We start from the raw sequence: 21037 nt of genomic DNA, 5'->3' as shown, positions 1-21037 counted from the left end.
ATGAAGAATACGTTTTATGGCGGGCCAAAACTCCTGATCAGTGATGCCGTTTGCTTGCTCCTGTTTCTGTGGTTTTGGTTTGCCTTACCTTCCAGGCTATTTTTAAGTCCCACTTCTTTTGTTATTGAAGCATCAGACGGGCAGCTGCTCAGTGCCTCTATTGCCAGTGATGGTCAATGGCGCTTTCCTGCTGACACCGTTCCTGAAAAGTTTGAAAAGTGTATCCTCGCTTTTGAGGATAAACGCTTTTACCAGCATCCAGGCGTGGATCCAATGGCTTTTGCCCGTGCGGTACGCCAGAACTTTAAAGCTGGACGTGTTCAAAGTGGTGCGAGTACCATCAGCATGCAGGTGATCCGGCTTTCCCGGACAGAGCGCCTATCGAGAACGTCAAGAGCATCGAGAGCGTTGAGAGCGTCAAGAGCCTTTGGAGCGTTGAGAACACCGGGAGCATCAGGAGCGTCAAAAAAGTCTAATGCATCTCCAACGGAGCATGCTTTGAATGAAATGAGGACATTGGGAGCATCTGAAACGCTAAAAACTTCGGGAACCTCAAATAGAACATTTTGGCAAAAGTTTCTGGAAATGGCACTCGCCATTCGCCTGGAACTTAGTTATTCTAAAGAAGATATTTTAAAGATCTACGCCGCCAACGCCCCATTTGGAAGTAACGTAGTTGGGCTGGATGCTGCGGCATGGCGGTATTTTGGTCGCAGTGCCGCAAGTTTGTCCTGGGGAGAAATGGCAACCCTTGCTGTATTACCAAATAGCCCTTCTCTGGTACATCCCGGAAAAAACACGCCAAGGTTAATTAAGAAAAGAAACGACCTGCTGGATAAGCTGGTTGCTTTAAATAGCATAGACCAGGCAACAGCCAATTTATCCAAGCTTGAACCTCTTCCTGGCAAACCGCGGCAGCTGCCTCAAAACACACCACATCTGTTAAATAGATTTAAATCTGAACAAAAGGCACTGGGTTTATCTGTAAACAGGATTACAACTACCCTGAATTATGATTTGCAATTAAAGGTTAACGAGCTTGTAAAGCGCTACCAAAACCGGTACCGGTCTAACGAGATCAATAATATCGCCGCCCTGGTGCTTGATGTACAGCATGGTTCTGTAGTTAGCTATACCGGTAATATTTATCAGCCTGAAAATATAGAACTGGAAAGCCATGTGGATATGATCCGTGCGCCAAGGAGTCCGGGGAGTACGCTAAAGCCATTACTGTATGCGAGCATGCTTAATGATGGATTTATACTGCCAGCAACCCTCATCCCCGATGTTCCAACACAAATAGGCGGCTACTCTCCTCAAAACTATGATCTTGGATATGATGGGGCAATTCCCGCCAATCAGGCATTGAGCAGGTCGCTGAATATCCCGGCTGTTAAAATGCTGCAAAGCTATAAGTATCCGCGCTTTTATGATCAGCTGAAACGCCTGGGCTTTACTACGTTAAACCAGCCTGCAGATCACTATGGGTTGTCGCTTATACTTGGCGGCAGCGAAGTTACGCTTTGGGATCTTGCTAAGGCTTACCTGGGTATGGCGAGAACCTTAAACCATTTTAATGATTATAAAGGAAAATACAATCCGCACGATTATGATGCTCCGGTTTATATCAATAGTAAAAGGGATACCCGGTTTGATAGTTACGAAACACAGATCAGTTCTGTGATTGACCACGGATCGATCTGGAATACATTTAATGCGATGGAAGAGTTGATGCGTCCGGGTGAAGAAGGCTTGTGGGAGCAATTTTCTTCTTCGCAGCGGCTGGCCTGGAAAACGGGAACAAGCTTTGGGTTTAGGGATGCCTGGGCGATCGGCATTACACCAAAATATGTGGTTTGTGTGTGGGTTGGTAATGCAGATGGTGAAGGACGGCCCGGACTAACCGGTATTGACGCAGCAGCCCCGGTATTGTTTGATATTTTTAAACAACTGCCGGCAGGAAAATGGTTTAAAACGCCTGCTAATAAATTAAAAAAACTACTGGTTTGCCGGCAAAGCGGATATAAGGCCGGAGAATATTGTACCGATAAAATAGAGCAGCTGGTGTCCCCTTCGGGTGACAAAACTGTACTTTGCCCATATCATAAACAGATCCATCTGGATAGAAACGCGGTTTATCGGGTAACTGATCAATGTGAATCGCCATCAAATATGATCCATCAGTCCTGGTTTGTTTTGCCGCCATCTATGGAATACTATTATAAAATTAAGCATAGTGAATATAGAGAACTACCTACCTTTAAACCCGGATGCGGTGATGCGGTAAATAACAATGTAATGGATATGATCTATCCTAAAAATAACGCTACCGTTTACATCCCAATAGAACTTGATGGTACACGGGGTAAGATCGTACTGAATGCCACCCATAGAAATGGCAGTGCAAAGATTTACTGGCATATAGATCAGGAATATATAGCCACTACGCAAAATTATCACCAGCTTGCTGTTAGTCCCACACCCGGAAAACATACCTTAACCTTAGTAGATGAAGATGGTGCCCGTCTGGTACAGGTATTTACGGTACTTAACCGGGAAAAAGAACGACGTTAATCTTTTAGAATACCCTCGCCTTTCAGATCACGTTCGTCTTTAAGTAACAGCTGACGTTCTACTGCACCCAGGGTGATTAAATATTGCGCAGCCATATAGGTGGCCATGACCACGGTTCTGGCGAGCGTAAGGTTTGGATCAACAAATTTGTACCAGGCCAATACACCGTCTGATATAACGAACAGCACTGCCCCGGCCAGGATCAGTTTAAAGCTTAGTGAGTTTACACGCTGGTTTCTAAATGCGGCCATCATCATCATGATGCTGATAATTATGGTATAAGCAAGTACCGGCAATTTCATAGCACCAAGATGTGCTCTGATAAAAAGGTAGTAAGTAATGCTCAATGCAGCGCAGAGCAAAATGGCGATCCTTGCTCCTTTTTTATCCAGTTCTGGTGCAGAAAGAAAATCGAGGTAAAAAGCACGGGTATAAAATATATGGCAGATTAAAAATGCAATAAGCCCGTACATAAAGAAGGATTCATTTTTCCAAACAAGCATGAGTAATACATCACCTGCCATAGCGAAGATGAGTCCGGTAAATATCCTGCGGTGAAAACGGCCTTTTAACCGGGTGCTTATATAAAGCCAGATTAGTAAGGATAAGGCAATGCAAGGCTTTAAAATATATAATAAAGTGGTTTGATGGGTTAGATCTGCCAGGATGTATAACAGGAATATTAGTAAAAACAGGAGGTTAAACTTCAGGTGTTTCTTCAGCATTTGGGTTTATTTTTAAGTTACAGACCAGGCCATGGAGACGATCCTGCAAGCCTGAAAATATAACCTGGTAACCGATTGGAAAGTCAAACAACAAAACTATTAAAATCCTCAATAGTACCGTATCAAAAAGTTTTAATTATTTTTTAAGTATAAGAAACAAAATATAGGGGTTTATGTTAAAGTTGTAGTTTATTGAGTAATTGACAGCTTGATTTTTAATGGGTAAACCCATTTTGTAACCCTTAACTAATAACCTGATGAGTATGGATATTCCTAAGCAAGAAGAAGGATCTAAGATGGATGTTTCTGCCAAAACAGCGTTTGATCATGTAGAAGCAGCAAAGGTGTTTTACAATATCGCGAGAATGCGTTTACTGGAAGTTTACAATTGGGATGAGCTTTGTAACCTCCCCTCGGCAACATTTATCCTTACAGATGAACTTGGTAATCCGGTTAAAAGGGCGGTTGCCGAAGGTGATCATTTTAAAATAGATATTCCAGGTCCGGGCACTGAAGTTGGAGATGGTTACGATTGGGTAACTGTAGAGCAGGTTTACGAAGAAAGTTCGGCGGCAAATCAGTTGACATTGATCCGGGTACGGCCATCATCAAATCCGCTTCATAAATCTGAAGAAACAGCACACTTCTTTAAAGATAAGGCTACTTCTACTTTTACGGTAACGCGGATTGGCAATGAAGTATATGCAGAAGTTCACGGAAGAAATGAAATAGCCAATACAGATTCTAGCGGGATCATTGATCGAATCAGGAATACGATAATTGGGCTAAGTGCAAAAGTAGGTCTTTCATTTCCGCAATGGCAAAGTCTGGTAGATGGATTGGTTAGAAATAACGGTTAAAACAAAAAGGCAGTACCATAATTTTACTCATGACACTGCCTTTATATATATCAAATATACGTGTAAATAAGAAATTGAAAAAAGCTAATTAATAGCTTTTCTCTGTACGGTTGTTACGTTTAAAGCCACCACCGCCACCAGCACCGCCAGTATTAGGTTTTTCTTGTGCTTCTGCAACCTTAATGCGGTTACCATTGTAATCACCACCGTTCATGCGCTTGATTGCTTCTTTTGCCTCTTCATCAACCGGCATTTCCACAAAACCAAAACCACGACTTTGACCAGTCTCACGATCTTTGATAATCCTAAGTGATTTTACTTGACCGAAATCACCAAATACGGCTGTTAATTCATCTTCCCCTACTTCTAAAGGAAGTCCTGTAATAAATATCTTCATTAATGTTTAAAAATTTGTACAAATGTAAGCATTTTTTGCTTAAATTCCAATGTAAGTGTCAGTTATATGTATAATTATCAATTTATTATAGTAACAGACCAGTTGGCTATTTTGTTTAGCATTTTTAAACATCAGCAATTTAAATAATTGCCGCTTATTGATTTATTGCAGCTTGCGTTTAAACAGATCTATCGTTCTTGACCAGGCGAGTTTAGCTGCCGCTTCGTTGTACCGAGTTGGTGAGGTATCGTTGTTAAAGGCGTGGTTAACCCCATCGTATATATAAACCTTGTAATCAATCTTATTTTTAGCAAGTGCTTCTTCATAAGCAGGAATGCCAGCATTGATCCGCTCATCCAGTCCACCGTAATGAAGGAGTAACGAAGCTTTGATCTTTGGAACATCTTCTGCTTTTGCCTGCGATCCGTAGTAAGCCACTGCTGCTCCGAGTTTAGGATCATTTACAGCCAGTTTATTTGCCATTGCCCCACCCCAGCAAAAACCAACGCATCCGGTTTTACCGTTACCGTCTTTTCGGCCTCTTAGATATTCTAACCCTTTTAAGTAATTCTGTAATGTTTTTTCGGGATCTAATTTTCCAATCAGCTCCCTCCCCTTATCTTCATCGGCAGGTGTACCGCCCAATGGCGATAATGCATCAATACCAATAGCAAGGAAACCTTCTGCAGCAACCCTTTTGGTTACATCAATAATGTGTGGGTTCAATCCCCTGTTCTCATGGATCACCACCACGCAACCCAGGTTCTTTTTATCTTTAGGCTTAGCCAAAACCGATTTTACATCACCATCCACCCCCGGAAAGGTAATATTTTCTGTAATGATATTTTCATCTGTAAAGGCCGCGGCGGCCACATAGTTGTTTTCCAATAGTGGCAATACCGTTAACGCGAGCGCGGTACTTCCGGTTAAGATGGCGAGTTTTTTCATAAACTCTTTTCTGCTCAGCGCACTGTGTGTATACTGATCGTATAAGGTGATTATTTTCTGATCCATAGGTTATTAAATTAGTATCCCTAAGATAACGCTTTCCGGTTATGGAGATCATATTCTATCAATTACATTACAAAACAAGATCTTATAAATTTTAATCAGAATTATATAATTATTTATATCGGGTTATATGGAACTTTACCTAAAATATAAACGGTATAAATACATCATTATGAAATCATTAATCTCTTTAGGCTTAATACTGCTCTTATCGGTTACGACCTTGTCTGTTGTTAACGCACAAAAAGTGACCACACCGTCTTTGCAATCATATTTGCTGGTAAAAGATGCGCTGGTTAATTCTGACGCTAAACTGGCTGCGGAAAGATCAGCTGAACTTGGAAAGTCAATACAAACCTTTAAAACGGTTTCTCTAACTGCGGATGGGAAGAAAGTATTTGATGCATTAAAAGAAAAACTGGTTGCCGATGCAGGTCTTATTGCAAAAAGCGATAATATATCTGACCAGAGAAGTCGCTTTGAAACACTTTCGGCCAATATGATCCTTCTGGCAAAAGCCGCTAAACTTAGTGATCAGGAAATCTATCTGCAGTATTGCCCCATGAAAAAGGCATCCTGGTTAAGCTCAGAAAAAGACATTAAAAATCCATATTATGGTAAACAAATGCTTACCTGCGGCTCGGTTAAAGAAACACTTTAGACGGTAATATCAATGAGAATTTCGGGTATCTTCTTTGTGTTTCTGCTGGTTACAGCCCAAGCATTTGCGCAGAAAACAACTGTTTACCGGCTCAACATTGCAGATACCCTGGTTAATTATACCGGTAAACAACGGAAGGCTATTTCTATTAACGGCAGTATCCCGGGTCCTGAGCTGCACTTTACAGAAGGTGATACCGCGGTGATCTATGTGCACAATTCATTAAAAGTAGAGACCTCCGTACACTGGCACGGACTTATTTTACCAAACAAATATGACGGTGTTCCCTATCTGACTACCGCTCCGGTCAAACCCGGAGAAACTAAACTGTTTAAATTTCCATTGGTTCAAAATGGAACATACTGGTACCATTCCCACACCATGCTCCAGGAACAAAGTGGCTTATATGGCGCGTTCATCATCCACAAAAAAGTACCTGCTTCAATAAAAGAACATACGCTTTTGCTGAGCGACTGGACGGATGAAAAACCTGCAGAAGTGCACAGAAGCCTGAAAAGCGCAACAGACTGGTACGCCATTAAGAAAGGAAGCACACAAAATTATCTCGAAGCCATAAAAGAAGGTCACTTTAAAACCAAGCTGCATAATGAATGGAAAAGGATGCTGGCCATGGATGTAAGTGACGTATACTACGATCGATTTCTGTCCAACGGGATGCCTGAAACCTACAGATCTGGTTTAAAAGCGGGTGAAAAGATCCGGATCAGGGTGATCAATGGTAGTGCCTCTACCTATTTTTGGTTAACCTATGGAGGCAGTAAGATTACCGTTGTGGCCAATGATGGAATGGATGTGGAGCCTGTTGTGGTAGACCGGCTTATTGTTGGGGTATCAGAAACTTACGATGTCATTGTTTCTGTTCCGGAAAATAAAGATTATGAGTTTAGAGCTACGTCTGAGGATCGTACCAAACATACTTCCCTATGGCTTCAGGCTCAAAATTCAGAACCGGGATCTGGAAGTGTTCGGCCAGATCGCATTGCCGCTAACACAGTTCCGGCCCCTGTGCTTCCGAAGCTTGACTATTTTGAAGGCATGAAGATGATGAATGGGATGATGAATATGGATGGCAGCATGAACGATATGGGAATGAACATGGCCAACCAGAAGATGGACATGAATGCAGTGATGTACCCTGAACTAACGAGCTCTGCTGCGGAGATTACCACCCTGAACTATGATATGCTCCGTGCTCCGGCAAAAACTACGCTTCCGCCAGCCCCCTTTAAAGAACTGCACTTTGAACTTACCGGTAACATGAACCGGTATGTGTGGACGATCAACAATAAAACAGTTTCTGAAACAGATAAGATCTATATTAAAAAAGGAGAAAATGTACGGATTGTTCTTTATAATGGGACGATGATGCGGCATCCCATGCATTTGCACGGCCATTTTTTTAGGCTGATCAATGCCCAGGGAGCATATTCTCCACTTAAGAATGTGCTTGATATCATGCCAATGGAAACCGATACCATTGAGTTTGCGGGAACTGAAAGCGGCGATTGGTTTTTTCACTGCCATATCTTATATCACATGATGAGCGGTATGGGCAGGATCTTCAGTTATGAAAACTCTCCGCCTAACCCGGAAATCAAAGATCCTGAAATGGCGCTAAAGATGATCTATAAAGATGATCAGGCTTTTCATTTGATGGGAAATGCGAGTTTTGAAAGCACAGGTATTGATGGAGAAATTATGCTGGCCAATACCCGTTATAAACTGCAGACCGAATTTAGGTTAGGTACTGATGACATGATGGGATATGAGAGCGAAACTTACCTGGGCAGATATATAGGGAATATGCAGTACCTCTACCCTTTTATTGGCTGGGATTACAGGTATAGAAAGGATGGAGCACCTGATACCAAAGATAAGCGAAATGTGTTCTTCGTTGGGTTTCAATATACATTACCGATGCGCTTTGTTGCAGATGCACGTTTAGATATGAAGGGGAAGGTAAGGCTTAGGCTTGGAAGGGAAGATATTCCGCTTACCAGCAGATTAAGGTTAGCCATCATGGCAAATACAGACAGAGAATATATGGGCGGGCTTAGGTACAATGTGACCAAAAGGTTTGGAATCTCTACGCACTATGATAGCGATATGGGCTATGGGGCCGGATTTACACTTACTTATTGACCTGTTTTGTCATGATAATGTTTATTTTTTTTTAGTTGAAACTATATCACAATATGATCCGTTATAGCTGTAGTTTGTTTGGTTTAGGTTGATCTGTGGTGGATCAACCGTCTATTATAACAGGGGCGCTCTTTTCAGATCAGCCCCTGTTTCTTTTAAGATCTTTCCATTTTTTTTAAAACCGTTGAAAACTTCTTTTCGTAAGTATGATTGAGAGCGTTAATTTAGCGGGGGTAGATCGAAAGATTTATCTCCGTTTTTTTTTGCACTTCCTGATTCTCGAACACTTTTTATTATTTTCTTGCTCAGATGCTTAAAAAAGCGTGAAAATTTATAAGTAAATTGTAATTTTTATTTTAAAAAGTAATATATTGAAACTTGGTTGACTTTTAGTTTTGTTTTATGTTTTTATGCGCTTACTTTTGGGGGAGTTTTATTTATTGGCATAGATGTTGATTTTTTAACTTTAAATAAACAAGGTGTTATTAAATGCAGAGCGCGTAATATCTTAAAACAAACTGAACAGCAACTTTAACCAGCTCTGAAACCAAAATATACTAGTACTAGCATGCGCAAAAAATTACACGATAGAATAGCAGCTTTCAAAGATGCTACAGCAATTAAGGAAAGAGGATTGTATCCATATTTCCGGGCAATTGAATCTGGACAGGATACAGAAGTAATCATAGATGGGAAGAAAGTGCTAATGTTTGGTTCCAATTCTTATCTCGGACTTACCAATCATCCTAAGATTAAAGAAGCAGCTAAAAAAGCTATTGATAAATATGGTACCGGATGTGCCGGATCCAGATTTTTAAATGGAACGCTCGATATTCACATAGAACTGGAAAAAAGACTTGCTGCTTATGTAGGTAAGGAAGCTGCGGTTTTATTTAGTACCGGTTTCCAGGTTAATCTTGGCGTTATTTCCTGCTTACTGGATAGAAATGATTATCTGATCCTTGATGAATACGATCATGCTTCTATTATTGATGGCAGCAGATTATCATTCTCACGCTCTATAAAATATGCACATAATGATATGGATGATCTGCGCAAAAAGCTGAGCAGATTACCGGAAGATGCTGCAAAGCTTATTGTAGCTGATGGTATCTTTAGCATGGAGGGTGACCTGGTTAACTTACCTGAAATTGTTAAAATAGCCGATGAATTTGGTGCAAACATCATGATGGATGATGCACATAGCCTTGGTGTTATTGGATTAAATGGTTCCGGAACGGCTTCTCACTTTGGATTAACGGATAAGGTTGATCTGATCATGGGAACATTCAGCAAATCACTGGCCTCTTTAGGCGGCTTTATTGCAGGTACTGAAGAAACCATTGAATTTGTTAAACACCGCGCACGTTCATTGATGTTCAGTGCAAGTATGCCTCCGGCAGCTGTTGCCAGTGTAATTGCAGCCCTTGATATTATTGAATCTGAACCTGAACGTATCGATCAGCTTTGGGCAAATACCAATTATGCGAAGAAATTATTGCTGGAAGCAGGCTTTGATATCGGCCATACCGACAGCCCGATCATTCCGGTTTACATCAGGGATAACGATAAAACATTTCTGATTACCAATGTATTGAGTAAAAACGGCATCTTCGTGAACCCGGTAGTTTCTCCGGCTGTTCCTTCAGATGCTTCATTGATCCGTTTCTCTTTAATGGCAACCCACACCTTTGCACAAATTGATGAAGCCATAGAAAAACTATCTGCTGCGGCTAAACAAGTTGATGTTAAAACTTCACAGGTTACTATATGATAAACAACTACACTATACTTTCTTTATAATTGCAAATACAGTATACCTAAAGCTATCCTGAATTAAACCAGGATAGCTTTATGATCTCTTAATAATATATATTGATGAAAAATATAGTTGCTGTAACCAGCAAAAAGCAATTGGCAAGCTTTATCGATTTCCCGCACGAGCTTTATAAAGAAGATCCAAATTACGTTCCCGAACTATTTATCGCTCAGAAAGATCTGTTAACCACACATCCGTTCCATAAGCATTCTTCACTGCAATGCTTTTTGTTATTTGATGGCGATCAGATTATTGGCCGGATAGCAGCGATCCTGAACAACAGTCACAATACCATGAACAATGCCAGTGATGGCTTTTTTGGTTTCTTTGATTGTATCAATGATCAGGCATCTGCAGATCTTTTAATGGATACTGCCATAAACTGGCTTAAAGAAAAAGGAGTTCAGAACAAGATCATGGGACCGGTAAATTTCTCTACCAATGAATCCTGTGGTTTACTGATCGAAGGCTTTGATTCTCCACCTGTTGTTATGATGCCATACAATGCATCCTACTACCCTGCCCTGCTGGAAGGTACTGGTTTGAAAAAACAGGTAGACCTGATTGCATGGCGCTTTACTGGTGATAATTATGATGATCGTTCTGTAAAGCTGATGGACAGGCTGGAAGACCGCTTAAAAAGAAGCAACATCACCATCCGTAAGATCAATATGAAAAACTTTAAGCAGGAAGCAAACAGCCTGCGTGAAGTATACAATAAGGCATGGGATAAAAATACTGGTTTTGTGCCGCTAAATGACGAAGAGTTTGATTACCAGGCTAAGGATCTTAAACTGGTATTAGATCCTGATTTCTGCCTGGTTGCTGAGCATGAGGGTAAACTGGTTGGCTTTGGCGCTGCCATTCCTGATATGAACCAGATCCAGATCAAAATTAAAAAAGGCAGATTATTTCCAACAGGTATCTTTAAACTGCTGTTTGGCAAGAAAAAAGTTACCGGTATCCGTATATTGCTGTTGGGTGTGGTAGATGGTTACCGTAAATTAGGCATTGAAGCCTGTATCTATGGGGGTATTATCAAAGCATACCGTGCAAAAGGCTTAAAATATGCAGAAGCGGGATGGACACTGGAGCATAACGACCTGGTTAACAATGCCATTATTGCGATTAAAGGAGATCCTTATAAAAAATACAGGATCTACGAGAAAACAATATGAGCAAAAAGGTATTAATTACCGGTGCAACAGGCTTTGTAGGATACCATCTGATTAAAAAAGCCGTTGAATCCGGACTTGATGTATACGCAGCAGTTCGTCTGAGCAGTGATGTAGCACATTTAAAAGTTTTTGATATTCAGTATACTGATCTGGATTATAGTTCTGTAGAAGCGCTTAAAATAGAGCTGGAAGAAAAACAATACGATTATATTATTCATGCTGCCGGCATTACGAAAGCAAAAACCAAAGCGGATTACGACAAGGTAAATGCAGGTTATACCAGGAATCTGGCTATTGCTGCAAGTACAGCAGCTATAAAGCTGCAGAAATTTGTGTTTGTAAGCAGTCTGGCCGCATTGGGTCCATTGTCAGATCTGAATAAAAAGATCAATGATGATACCGTTGGTCATCCGGTAACCAATTATGGTGCAAGCAAGCTGCTTGCCGAACGCTATTTATCTGAAATTGAAAACCTGCCTTTAATCGTGATCCGTCCAACGGCTGTGTATGGTCCGCGGGAAAAGGATATTTTCATTCTATTTAAAAGCATCAGTCGTGGTATAGAGCCGCACATTGGCAGCTTTAAACAGCAGCTTAGTTTTATCTACGTAACTGATCTTGCAGAGATTATTGTTAAATCACTGTTTAGTTCCATAATAAAACAGTCCTACAATATTTCTGATGGACAGATCTACGACCGGTATATACTGGCCTACCGGATTAAGCAGGCCTTAAATAAAAAGACCCTAAAGTTTAACCTGCCCATCTCCCTGGTAGGTGCGCTTGCCTCAGTGATGGATCTTCTTTATACAAAGAGCAAGTCTACCCCTACCTTAAACAAGGAAAAAATGGCCGAATTAACAGCCATAAACTGGGATTGTACCATTGATCATGCCCGTAAAGATCTTGGATTTGAACCCAAATATAATCTGGAACAGGGCATTATAGAAACGGTACGGTGGAGTAAAAAAAACCACTGGTTGTAGTTATTGGTTTTCCATCTGTTTGATGATCTTGCTAACCTCTGTTTCGGTAGCACGAAGCTTAGTCTGGCAAAACTCAATCAATTGAGACGCACGCTTTACTTTTTCTGCAAGCACATCTACAGAAACAGATTCCGTTTCTATTTCGTACGCAATTTCTGACAATTCTTTATAGGCCGCCTCATAGGTTAAATTCGTTTCCATTGGTTACTTTTTTAGATTTTACTGTTGTTTTTATTTCTGCAGATGCCATACTGATGGTTAGCTCTGTTCCTGCTTCTATGGCATCGGCGGTACTGATAATCGCGCCGTTCACCTTTATAATTGCGAATCCCTTATTCAGAATATTCTGCGGACTCATTAACTTAACGATGGACTGAAAGTGACCAATATAGCCTCTTTTGTTTGCAAAGTAGATTCGGCTGTAAGATTCCAGGTTATTGCTTAGGTTACTGAGATCCTTACGCTTATTTGAAATCAATAGCTTAGGATTGCTGATGATTAATCCGGAAAGATTCTGAATGTTTCTCTGGTGTCCATGAAGCAGGTTGCGTGCCGTATTGATGGTGGATTGATTCATGTGAGCCAGCCTGTCTTTATGATGATTAATCAATTGATAGGTTTTGATCAGCATCATTTTTTGAATGCCAGTCATGGAATCTTCAAAAGCCCTGTTGTGCGCAATGATAAGTTCTGAGGCCTTAGTGGGTGTTTTAGTCGACGTATGTGCCATCAGATCGGCAATGGTCTCGTTTTTCTGATGCCCGATTCCTGTAATTACCGGAACTGGAAACTTAGCTATAGCCCGGCACAACTCATAATTGTCGAAGATCAGAAAGTCGGTCTGTGCGCCGCCGCCACGAATGATCACCAAAGCATCGTACTGCTTTTCAGATTTAAATACATCAATGATCCGGTTCAGAAACTGCCTGGCATTTACCTCTCCCTGCACCAGGGTAAAATAGTTATCTATATTAAACCGGTAACCAAACGCATTATTTTCCAGGGTATGTTTAAAATCCAGGTATCCGGCAGAGGTATCTGATGATATTAATGCAATATTTTGAATAACCCGGTTAAATTCAAGACCGCTGTTCCTGGTAAAGTACCTTTCGCCAGACTTTTGTATAAAATCTCCGTTCTCCCGTACCAGCTTCTCCAGCGTTTCCTTGCGCTGCTGCTCAAACAAGCCGAGGGTAAAGTTTGTGTCAATGTCAATCAGGTTCAGTTGGAGGCCAAAGGCCGGGTTATACTGAACAGTAACCTGGATCAGTACGTTGATGTCGTTTTTAAACTTCTGTCCGGTTGCCTGTTCAAAGTTGGAAATATTTACGGAGGCATTGCCCCATGCCCTTCCGGAAATTTTGGCCAGGATCCGTGCAGAAGAGCGGTCTTTCTCTACGAGTTCAAAATAATGGTAATTGGTTTGCGGTTTAAATGTATAATTGGTAATGTCTGCAATGACCCAAAATGTCCGCGTTCCGAAAGCCCCGTCCAGCGTTTGCTGAATTTGCTGGCTGAGTTCCGACAGGCGAATGGAATCTGGCTTAGATGGATACGAGGTAGCTTCCATTTTCATCAACATTAAGTATATGGTCTGTACCGCATTTAAGTGCAAAATTATTAACCTGGTGACCTACAGGAAAGTCAAAACACACCGGGTATTTAAATTCCTTCACTTTCTCCAGAACGATCTCATAGATTGATTTCCCAAATTCATCACCAGGGCTATCCTCTTTCAGCTTAAAACCACCGATAATGAGTCCTTTCAGCTTATCCAGCTTACCGCTTCGCTTTAAGTTCCACAGCATACGGTCTATGCTGTAGAGTGCTTCATGCGTATCTTCAATAAATAGTATTTTTCCAGCTGTATCCAGGTCGGAATCACTTCCTGCCAGGGTTTCTATAATGCTCAGGTTTCCACCAACCAGCAGCCCTTCCGTTCGGCCTGTTCGGTTGTCTTTGTTCCAGGCTGCCGTATATTTTACAGGCAAACCGCTTAAAACCTGACGTATAGATAATATGGTTTCTATTTGTATGGGTTTGGCCAATGTCCAGTCGGACGGAAAGCTATTACACATTTTAGAATGAATGGTTGCAATCCCCAATTTGCTGTTGATGTGCGAATGAAATACGGTGATGTCACTAAAACCAATGATCCATTTTGGTTTAGACTTAAATTTTTTGAAATTAAGCTGGTCAATGATCCGTACCACACCATAGCCCCCCCGGGCACACATAATTGCTTTAACAGCAGGATCATCAAGCATTTTCTGAAAATCAGCCAGTCGCTCTGCGTCGGTTCCGCCAAGTGTAAAATCCTTTTTTCCAACCGAATCTCCAACCTGGATGTTAAAACCCCAGGACTGCATCAATTGAACAGATGGCTGGATTTCTTCCAGAGAAATGTAGCTTGCCGGACTGCTTATTCCAATCGTATCTCCCGGTTTAAGGTAAGGTGGTATTTTGACGGATCTTGAAAAAGCAGGATCCGAGGTCATCGTCAATCCCTTAAAGGCAGACATGGTTGCTCCGGCAGTTAAAAAGAAAGATAAGAAGTATTTACGGTTCATTTTAAGGCAGCTGATATGGCTATGCAATAATAAGGGTTATTGCTGAAATCTGCAGGATATTAACGCAATCGTTTTCGTATTTTTTATAGTGTAAATTGTAATTTCCTGCCCGAATTGTGTTTTAAGAGCAGTATATTTAACTAACGTTTGATCCTTATGGATCCGGCTGTTTAACCAAATATGATGAACAAATTCCTGATATTGATATTTTGCTTATTTAGCCTGTCCATTTATGCGCAGACTAAAAAGGTTGATTTTGTAAAAAGTAAAACCGAGAATAAGGTAGACGTCCTCATTGGAGATACCTTTTTTACCAGCCTGCTGTTTCCGGTAGCGCTGGAGAAACCTGTTCTATATCCTTTAATTGCAGCAAATGGCTTAACCGTTACCCGCGGCTTTCCGCTCAGCAGCCGTGATGGTGAACGCATAGATCACCCACATCATGTTGGCTACTGGCTAAATTATGAAAGCGTAAACGGACTGGACTTCTGGAACAATTCATACAACATTCCTGCAGAGAAAAAAGTAAACTATGGATGGATCAGAAATGTAAAGGTTGATCAGATCAGTGCCGGAAAGAAAGCCGGGAAACTCAGCTACAGCGCAAATTGGGAAAGTCAGTCCAAAAATATCCTGTTAAAGGAACAAACTACATTCCTGTTTTCCGGAACGGATAGCACCAGGACCATCGATAGAATTACTACCTTAACGGCACAAAATGAACCTGTTCTTTTTAAAGATGTTAAAGATGGTATGGTGGGACTTAGAGTGACCAAAGAACTTGAATTTCCATCAGATAAGACTGAAGAGTTTACAGATAGTAAAGGAAACGTGACTAGAGTATCGGCAGCGAGCAATGGTGCAAACGGAAGCTATACCAGCAGTGCAGGTAAGACTGGTAATGACGTATGGGGTACCCGTGGTAACTGGTGCCTGTTATGGGGAACGAAAGATGGAAAGCCAATTTCTGTGGCCATGATCGATCACCCAAAAAATCCAGGCTACCCTACCTACTGGCATGCACGTGATTACGGGCTGTTTGCAGCCAATCCACTTGGACAGCAGGTGTTCAGCAATGGAAAGGAAAAACTCAACCTGAGTTTAAAGCCCGGAGAATCGGTTACTTTTAGGTATCGGCTGATCATTACATCTGATGTGAAAATGAATACGGATGTGCTGAACCAGCAGGCACTTGATTTTAGCACGACCAAATAATTATCCTCGTAAAATAATTAGCTTGTCCATGTAATTAACAAAAGCACATAATGAGCAGGATTAAGATGGTTAATTGCACCAACTACCAGCAGAACCAGCTAACGGTACGTTTAGATAAAGAATACAGTAAAATAAGGAATACAGTAAAATAAAGAATTTAATAAAATAAAGAACACTAAATAATAAGAACATACAAATGAAAAAAACACATGCACTGATCCTGGTTGCTTTAATGCTCGGAACCACCCCAGCAATAGTTAAGGCCCAGTCTGGTAAATGGCAGAATCTTTTTAATGGAAAGGATCTGAGCGGATGGAAACAGCTAAACGGCAAAGCTAAATATGAAGTGGTTAACGGAGAAATTGTAGGAACCACGGTATCTGATGAACCCAATTCCTTTTTGACTACCGAAAAAAACTATGGTGATTTTATTTTAGAAGTGGATTTGCTGGTCGACAATTCTATGAATTCAGGGATTCAGATCAGAAGTGAAAGTAAGGCCGATTATCAGAATGGCCGTGTACATGGTTACCAGGTAGAAGTTGACCCTTCGGATCGGAAATGGAGCGGTGGATTATATGATGAAGCCAGACGCGGCTGGTTATATCCAATGGATATTAACCCGACAGGTCAGGCTGCCTTTAAAAAAGGTGCCTGGAACAAATACCACATCGAATGTATTGGTAATTCTATCAGAGTCTGGTTAAATGGTATTCCTACGGCCAACGTGGTTGATGCCATGACCCCTGCCGGCTTTATTGCGCTACAAGTTCATGCTATAGGTAAAAATGAACAACCTGGTAAACAGATCCGCTGGAGAAATGTCCGCATTCAGACCAATAACCTCAAGCCTTCTAAAGTGGATGATATCTTTGTAGTAAATATGGTTCCAAATGACCTTTCTGCACAAGAAAAAAAACAAGGATATTCACTGCTTTGGGATGGTAAAACAACAAACGGATGGGTTGGTGCACATAAAACTACTTTTCCTGCAAATGGATGGCTTATTCAGGATGGTGAACTGAGTGTTCAGAAATCTAACGGGGCAGAATCTACCAATGGCGGAGACATTGTAACAGTTAAGGAATATGGGGCATTTGAAATGAAGTTTGATTTTAAACTGACTGAAGGCGCAAACAGCGGCATTAAATACTTTGTAACGCTGTCTGAAAACACCAAAGGATCGGCTATTGGAATGGAATACCAGATTCTTGATGATGAGCGGCATCCGGATGCGAAACTGGGTAAAAATGGAAACCGTACCCTGGGTTCTTTGTATGACCTCATAGCAAGTAAAAAGATTGCCAACGCACAGCGTAAAATTGGTGAATGGAACCGTGGTTTGATCCGCGTTTATCCCGATAACAAAATAGAATATTGGTTAAATGGATTCAAGGTCACAGAATTTACCCGCGGAACAGATGAATTTAAAGCCCTGGTTGCCGGCAGCAAATATAAGGACTGGAAAGATTTTGGAATGGCCCCTACAGGTCATATCCTGATCCAGGACCATGGCGACAAAGTATCTTTTAGAAGCATAAAACTTAAACAACTTTAACATAACGGAATCATGGAAGAATCCAGAAGGAAATTTTTAAAGCAGTCTGCCATAGCAGCTGCAGGTACCTACCTCGGCACAATGGGTTTAAGTGCCAAGAGCTATGGAAACATTATCGGTGCCAATGACCGCGTTAGAGTGGGCGTTGTTGGGTTCTCTGACCGTTTCAAAGACTCATTGCTGCCCAGCTTCTTAAATCACCATAAAGAATTGAATTTTGATATGGTTGCTGTATCCGACCTTTGGAATTATCGCAGGGGCCTTGGGGTAGAGATGCTGAAATCCAAGTTTGGCCACGATATTACCGCATGCCGCAACAATGATGAATTGTATAACCTGAAAGATATTGATGCAGTAATTGTCAGTACGGCTGATTTTCAGCATGCTACACATGCCATTGAAGCGGTAAATGCCAAATGTGACGTATACTGCGAAAAGCCTTTTGCTGAAACCATGTCAGATGCCCGTGCTGCATTAAAAGCAATTAAGGCATCCAACCAGATCATTCAGATCGGTTCGCAGCGCAGAAGCGGCGGCAATTATAAAGCGGCATCACAATTTATTAAAGATGGAAAGTTCGGCGATATTACCATGGTAGAACTGAGCTGGAATGTTAACCAGCCCGGACGCTGGCGCAGACCAGAGCTGGTAGCTAAATTAAAACAGGAAGATACCGATTGGAAACGCTTTCTCATTAACCGCCCGTTTGAAGAGTGGGATCCCCGAAAATACCTGGAATATCGTTTGTTCTGGCCTTATTCATCTGGCATGCCCGGACAATGGATGTCACATCAGATTGATACGGTTCACTGGTTTACCGGGTTAAAACATCCAAGAAGTGTGGTAGCCAATGGCGGCATCTATCAATGGAAAGACGGACGCAGAAACTGGGATACTACAACCGCTGTTTTTGATTATGGAAAAGAAAATGATCCAAACAATGGGTTTCAGGTTGTATTTTCATCAAGAATGCACAATGGTGATGAAAACCCTACAGAGATCTATTACTCAAATGGTGGTGAACTAAACCTCAATACCAGCAAGGTTTCGCCAAAAGGCGGTATGACTGCCAATGCGGCTAAAGCCATGAATATGCAGCCAAATCTGCTGCCTGAATTGAAATTAACTGAACAGGTAGAAAAGGTTGCCGCATCTGCCAATACGGGTGGCGATAAGTTAACTTCAAACCATATGCGCAACTGGATGGAATGTATTCGGAGCAGACAGCCAACCAATGCCCCTGTTGAAGCTGGATATTATCATTCTATTGCTACGATCATGACTAATGCAGCAGCAAGGACGGGTATGAAAGCCACCTTTGATGAGGCCAAACAAGAAGTGATGGTTGGCGGAAAAGTATTCAAATATTAAGACTATTCTGAAGTAATTGTATTTTCATTGCTTGCCCGGTTCCTGTTAACTGATCATCGCTATACTTCAACAGTTAAAGTAATTATACTTGGATTGCCTGTCAATTTATATAATGAAACAATTGCCAGTTCTTAAAGTAAGAAGCATAAAAAAGGAGCTTTGATTTAAATCAAAGCTCCTTTTTTATGTACTGGTTTTATTTCCAGCTTTACTTTTCGCCTACCAGAATGCTGAATATAAAGCAACAAGCATGGTAACAATGATCAATGATCCAACGGCAAATGAGGTAGATACCTTAAACATTTTCGCGTCAATCTCCAATCCATTAGGTACCACACCTTTTTTGTTTTCATAGATACTGATAAAGTACATCCCGATAATACAAAAGGCAAATACAATAACCATTCTATCCATAAACGGAATAGCGAATACACCAGAAGCATCAGCAACAGCCCATCCGTATTCATATAATGGAGACAAATCGATCCAGCCCGGTAAGAATTTAAGCACAACTGAAACAAGGAACCCTCCTATGGTAGCGAACAACGCTGCATTTGAAGTGGTTTTTTTCCAGAAAAATCCTAAGATGAACATGGCAAAGATACCAGGTGATACAAATCCTGTATATTCCTGGATGTACTGGAACCCTTGTTTACCCTCTCCCATCAATGCATCACCAACAATTAGGGACAATACTACTGCAAGAAGCATAGATACGACTACGGTGATCTTACCTACGTTAACCAATGTTTTTTCTTCGGCAGCAGGATTAAATGCTTTCTTATAAATATCAAGGGTAAAGATGGTTGCAATACTATTTGCTTTACCAGCCAGTGAAGCTACAATTGCAGCGGTAAGTGCCGCAAATGAAAGACCTTTCAGACCAATTGGCAATAGACCCAGCAATGCAGGATAGGCTTTATTTGGATCCTGAACACCAGAACTGGTTAACAAGTCGCTACCACTGATTCCAGGGATCTTTTCTTTGATGATGTAATAAACGGCAATACCTGGTATCACCACGATTACCGGCATCAGCATTTTTAAGAAAGCTGCAAATAAAAGACCTGACCTTGCAACAGGCAGCGATGCGCCAAGCGCACGTTGGGTGATGTATTGATTACAGCCCCAATAGCTTAGATTTGCAATCCACATACCACCAATTAATACACTTAATCCCGGAAGATCGCTATAATTTGCATTGTCTTTCTTAAAGATCAGGTGGAAATGTTCAGAAGCACCGCCCGTTAAGATAGAGAAGCCTTTTACAATACCGCCACCGTTAGAGATCAGGTTTAATGCGATATAGGTAGCAACCAATCCGCCCAAAACTAAAAAGAAGACCTGGATCACATCGGTATAACCGATTACTTTCATACCGCCAAGGGTAATTAAGATTGCAAATATGGCCAGTCCCAATATACAGGTGGTAATCGGAAGATCAGATATACCGCTGATGGCCAATGCACCCAGATACAGGATAGACATTAAGTTTACAACAATATACAACATCAGCCAGAATACAGCCATGATCATCGCTACCTTTTCATTGTAACGCTGACTCAGGAACTGAGGCATGGTAAATATTTTGTTTTTCAGATAAACCGGCATAAAGAAGATGGCCACAATGATCAATGTAGCAGCCGCCATCCATTCGTAGGCAGAAATGGCAAGGCCAAGCTTAAAACCTGAACCACTCATTCCAATCATCTGCTCGGCAGAAATATTAGATGCAATTAATGACGCCCCAATTGCCCACCACGTCAGGGAGCCCTCAGCAAGAAAATAATCTTTAGAATCGGATGTTGCAGACTTCTTCTTGTAATAGATCCAAAAGCCATAAGAGGATACGATTATAAAGTATATGAAAAATACAATGTAGTCGTAGGTTTCGAGTTTGTTCATCATTTATACTGGTTATTGGTTATTTGTTTGAGAGGCTAAAATAT

The 21037-nt window shown here is 41.2% G+C and carries 17 protein-coding genes; 10 read left to right on the top strand and 7 right to left on the bottom strand.

Annotated features, from left to right (window positions below; all coding sequences use genetic code 11):
• Complete coding sequence (gene pbpC, locus ATK78_RS03770) at positions 1-2574, top strand: penicillin-binding protein 1C (RefSeq protein WP_243732430.1); 2574 nt, start codon at positions 1-3, stop codon at positions 2572-2574.
• On the opposite strand, the gene ATK78_RS03765 is transcribed toward pbpC, so the two are convergent.
• On the bottom strand, positions 2571-3299 hold the full coding sequence (locus ATK78_RS03765; protein ID WP_133574710.1) for a lysoplasmalogenase: 729 nt from the start codon (positions 3297-3299) through the stop codon (positions 2571-2573). The two genes, pbpC and ATK78_RS03765, sit on opposite strands and share 4 nt — an antisense overlap.
• Positions 3300-3562: 263 nt before the next feature.
• Between ATK78_RS03765 and ATK78_RS03760 the strand changes: the two genes are divergently transcribed.
• Positions 3563-4159: a hypothetical protein gene (locus ATK78_RS03760; RefSeq protein ID WP_208112290.1), complete on the top strand. Its 597-nt coding sequence runs from the start codon at positions 3563-3565 to the stop codon at positions 4157-4159.
• A gap of 88 nt (positions 4160-4247) precedes the next feature.
• Here ATK78_RS03760 and ATK78_RS03755 read toward each other — a convergent pair whose 3' ends face one another.
• On the bottom strand, positions 4248-4556 hold the full coding sequence (locus ATK78_RS03755; RefSeq protein ID WP_133574708.1) for an RNA recognition motif domain-containing protein: 309 nt from the start codon (positions 4554-4556) through the stop codon (positions 4248-4250).
• Between the two features lie 162 nt (positions 4557-4718).
• Positions 4719-5570, bottom strand: a complete 852-nt coding sequence (locus ATK78_RS03750; protein ID WP_133574707.1) for a dienelactone hydrolase family protein — start codon at positions 5568-5570, stop codon at positions 4719-4721.
• Between the two features lie 169 nt (positions 5571-5739).
• Between ATK78_RS03750 and ATK78_RS03745 the strand changes: the two genes are divergently transcribed.
• The 5 genes from ATK78_RS03745 (at position 5740) to ATK78_RS03725 (ending at position 12374) form a co-directional block, all read left to right on the top strand.
• Positions 5740-6228: a DUF3347 domain-containing protein gene (locus ATK78_RS03745; protein WP_166664814.1), complete on the top strand. Its 489-nt coding sequence runs from the start codon at positions 5740-5742 to the stop codon at positions 6226-6228.
• Between the two features lie 12 nt (positions 6229-6240).
• On the top strand, positions 6241-8391 hold the full coding sequence (locus tag ATK78_RS03740) for a multicopper oxidase domain-containing protein (RefSeq protein WP_133574705.1): 2151 nt from the start codon (positions 6241-6243) through the stop codon (positions 8389-8391).
• Between the two features lie 568 nt (positions 8392-8959).
• On the top strand, positions 8960-10165 hold the full coding sequence (gene spt, locus ATK78_RS03735; RefSeq protein WP_133574704.1) for a serine palmitoyltransferase: 1206 nt from the start codon (positions 8960-8962) through the stop codon (positions 10163-10165).
• Between the two features lie 104 nt (positions 10166-10269).
• Entirely contained in the window at positions 10270-11388 is a 1119-nt protein-coding gene (locus ATK78_RS03730) for a hypothetical protein (RefSeq protein WP_133574703.1), read from the top strand.
• Positions 11385-12374 (top strand): NAD-dependent epimerase/dehydratase family protein, encoded by a 990-nt coding sequence (locus ATK78_RS03725; protein WP_133574702.1) that lies wholly within the window; start codon positions 11385-11387, stop codon positions 12372-12374. Before ATK78_RS03730 ends, ATK78_RS03725 begins: the two co-directional genes overlap by 4 nt.
• On the opposite strand, the gene xseB is transcribed toward ATK78_RS03725, so the two are convergent.
• The 3 genes from xseB to ATK78_RS03710 are packed head-to-tail and all read right to left on the bottom strand — an operon-like array spanning position 12375 to position 14944.
• Complete coding sequence (gene xseB / locus ATK78_RS03720) at positions 12375-12575, bottom strand: exodeoxyribonuclease VII small subunit (RefSeq protein ID WP_133574701.1); 201 nt, start codon at positions 12573-12575, stop codon at positions 12375-12377.
• The gene (xseA, locus tag ATK78_RS03715; protein WP_243732429.1) at positions 12553-13950 is read right to left on the bottom strand and encodes an exodeoxyribonuclease VII large subunit; all 1398 of its coding nucleotides are present in this window, start codon (positions 13948-13950) and stop codon (positions 12553-12555) included. The genes xseB and xseA overlap by 23 nt, the downstream gene beginning before the upstream one ends.
• Entirely contained in the window at positions 13919-14944 is a 1026-nt protein-coding gene (locus tag ATK78_RS03710; RefSeq protein WP_133574700.1) for a S66 peptidase family protein, read from the bottom strand. The genes xseA and ATK78_RS03710 overlap by 32 nt, the downstream gene beginning before the upstream one ends.
• A 180-nt stretch (positions 14945-15124) precedes the next feature.
• On the opposite strand from ATK78_RS03710, the gene ATK78_RS03705 reads away from it, so the two are divergent.
• The 3 genes from ATK78_RS03705 to ATK78_RS03695 all read left to right on the top strand — a co-directional run bounded on the left by ATK78_RS03705 (position 15125) and on the right by ATK78_RS03695 (position 19088).
• Positions 15125-16159, top strand: a complete 1035-nt coding sequence (locus ATK78_RS03705) for a DUF6807 domain-containing protein (RefSeq protein ID WP_243732428.1) — start codon at positions 15125-15127, stop codon at positions 16157-16159.
• Between the two features lie 196 nt (positions 16160-16355).
• Positions 16356-17717: a 3-keto-disaccharide hydrolase gene (locus ATK78_RS03700; RefSeq protein ID WP_133574699.1), complete on the top strand. Its 1362-nt coding sequence runs from the start codon at positions 16356-16358 to the stop codon at positions 17715-17717.
• Positions 17718-17729: 12 nt separating this feature from the next.
• Positions 17730-19088 (top strand): Gfo/Idh/MocA family protein, encoded by a 1359-nt coding sequence (locus ATK78_RS03695; RefSeq protein WP_133574698.1) that lies wholly within the window; start codon positions 17730-17732, stop codon positions 19086-19088.
• Between the two features lie 219 nt (positions 19089-19307).
• Here the strand turns inward: ATK78_RS03695 and ATK78_RS03690 are convergent, their stop codons facing one another.
• A complete protein-coding gene (locus ATK78_RS03690; RefSeq protein WP_208112312.1) occupies positions 19308-20993 on the bottom strand; it encodes a sodium/sugar symporter in 1686 nt (561 codons plus the stop codon).
• Between the last annotated feature and the right edge of the window lie 44 nt (positions 20994-21037).

Origin of the sequence: Pedobacter metabolipauper, assembly GCF_004362715.1 — a bacterium.
GTDB classification, from domain to species: Bacteria; Bacteroidota; Bacteroidia; order Sphingobacteriales; family Sphingobacteriaceae; genus Pedobacter; species Pedobacter metabolipauper.
The sequence above is the reverse complement of the archived record's forward strand: the minus strand, read 5'-3'. Positions and strand labels throughout refer to the sequence as shown.

What these genes read in the sequence shown, in the direction of transcription:
- pbpC (WP_243732430.1), top strand. Translation starts at nt 1, where the DNA reads ATGAAGAATACGTTTTATGGCGGGCCAAAACTCCTGATCAGTGATGCC.
- ATK78_RS03765 (WP_133574710.1), bottom strand. Translation starts at nt 3,299, where the DNA reads ATGCTGAAGAAACACCTGAAGTTTAACCTCCTGTTTTTACTAATATTC.
- ATK78_RS03760 (WP_208112290.1), top strand. Translation starts at nt 3,563, where the DNA reads ATGGATATTCCTAAGCAAGAAGAAGGATCTAAGATGGATGTTTCTGCC.
- ATK78_RS03755 (WP_133574708.1), bottom strand. Translation starts at nt 4,556, where the DNA reads ATGAAGATATTTATTACAGGACTTCCTTTAGAAGTAGGGGAAGATGAA.
- ATK78_RS03750 (WP_133574707.1), bottom strand. Translation starts at nt 5,570, where the DNA reads ATGGATCAGAAAATAATCACCTTATACGATCAGTATACACACAGTGCG.
- ATK78_RS03745 (WP_166664814.1), top strand. Translation starts at nt 5,740, where the DNA reads ATGAAATCATTAATCTCTTTAGGCTTAATACTGCTCTTATCGGTTACG.
- ATK78_RS03740 (WP_133574705.1), top strand. Translation starts at nt 6,241, where the DNA reads ATGAGAATTTCGGGTATCTTCTTTGTGTTTCTGCTGGTTACAGCCCAA.
- spt (WP_133574704.1), top strand. Translation starts at nt 8,960, where the DNA reads ATGCGCAAAAAATTACACGATAGAATAGCAGCTTTCAAAGATGCTACA.
- ATK78_RS03730 (WP_133574703.1), top strand. Translation starts at nt 10,270, where the DNA reads ATGAAAAATATAGTTGCTGTAACCAGCAAAAAGCAATTGGCAAGCTTT.
- ATK78_RS03725 (WP_133574702.1), top strand. Translation starts at nt 11,385, where the DNA reads ATGAGCAAAAAGGTATTAATTACCGGTGCAACAGGCTTTGTAGGATAC.
- xseB (WP_133574701.1), bottom strand. Translation starts at nt 12,575, where the DNA reads ATGGAAACGAATTTAACCTATGAGGCGGCCTATAAAGAATTGTCAGAA.
- xseA (WP_243732429.1), bottom strand. Translation starts at nt 13,950, where the DNA reads ATGAAAATGGAAGCTACCTCGTATCCATCTAAGCCAGATTCCATTCGC.
- ATK78_RS03710 (WP_133574700.1), bottom strand. Translation starts at nt 14,944, where the DNA reads ATGAACCGTAAATACTTCTTATCTTTCTTTTTAACTGCCGGAGCAACC.
- ATK78_RS03705 (WP_243732428.1), top strand. Translation starts at nt 15,125, where the DNA reads ATGATGAACAAATTCCTGATATTGATATTTTGCTTATTTAGCCTGTCC.
- ATK78_RS03700 (WP_133574699.1), top strand. Translation starts at nt 16,356, where the DNA reads ATGAAAAAAACACATGCACTGATCCTGGTTGCTTTAATGCTCGGAACC.
- ATK78_RS03695 (WP_133574698.1), top strand. Translation starts at nt 17,730, where the DNA reads ATGGAAGAATCCAGAAGGAAATTTTTAAAGCAGTCTGCCATAGCAGCT.
- ATK78_RS03690 (WP_208112312.1), bottom strand. Translation starts at nt 20,993, where the DNA reads ATGAACAAACTCGAAACCTACGACTACATTGTATTTTTCATATACTTT.